The sequence below is a fragment of the Rahnella sp. GSA61A genome (assembly GCF_019969905.1).
Taxonomy (GTDB): domain Bacteria; phylum Pseudomonadota; class Gammaproteobacteria; order Enterobacterales; family Enterobacteriaceae; genus Rahnella; species Rahnella aceris.
The window spans coordinates 1-576 of sequence record NZ_JAHXYO010000056.1 but is presented as its reverse complement, the minus strand read 5'-3'; the positions used below and the strand labels follow the sequence as shown (position 1 = coordinate 576).

At 50.9% G+C, this 576-nt stretch carries 1 protein-coding gene; it reads right to left on the bottom strand.

Going from position 1 to position 576, the window contains the following annotated elements:
- A partial coding sequence (locus LC431_RS26205) for a transposase domain-containing protein (RefSeq protein ID WP_223510483.1) occupies positions 1-494 on the bottom strand: 494 nt, incomplete at its 3' end.
- Positions 495-576: the final 82 nt, after the last annotated feature.

Here is a 576-nt window from a genome sequence, read left to right as displayed (position 1 = left end):
ACCATGCGGACCTGAGGATATCCGCGTTCGCCGTGCTGGTTCGAAGCCTTACCGAAGGCCTCTGCATTTTCAGGCGTGTCCTGCGTATGCCAGACTACGCCATCGACGGCATTGAGTGTCAGTCCGTGCCAGAGAGGATGTTTTGCCTCTGCATGCCAGTGTTGCTGAGTGATATCAAACAGAACCCGGATGGCATCTTCACCTAACGTTTTTCTGCGGGCAATAACGGAGCTGGGTGCGGTGAATGAGCGTCCGGTTCGGTCAACAATATCCATCAGATTAACGATATGACTCATAGGCTTATTGTTGAATATGGCCATACCGATAACCAGCCAGACCATGGACTCGAGGGGGAGTTTACGCTTGCGTAGGGTGACGGTGTCAGTGAGAGAAAAAGCTTGCTGAATGAGGTCAGGAGACAGGAGGTCAGCGAGGCTTTGAACTTCATCGGGGGCAGTGAGATTGATAATACCGAGAGCTTGTGAAAGTTCCATTTAAAAAGGGTCCATGATGAGCATGAACCCTTTTTACACGAGCCACCGGATCGGTCAACTGATCCTTAAACGATCGGCATTA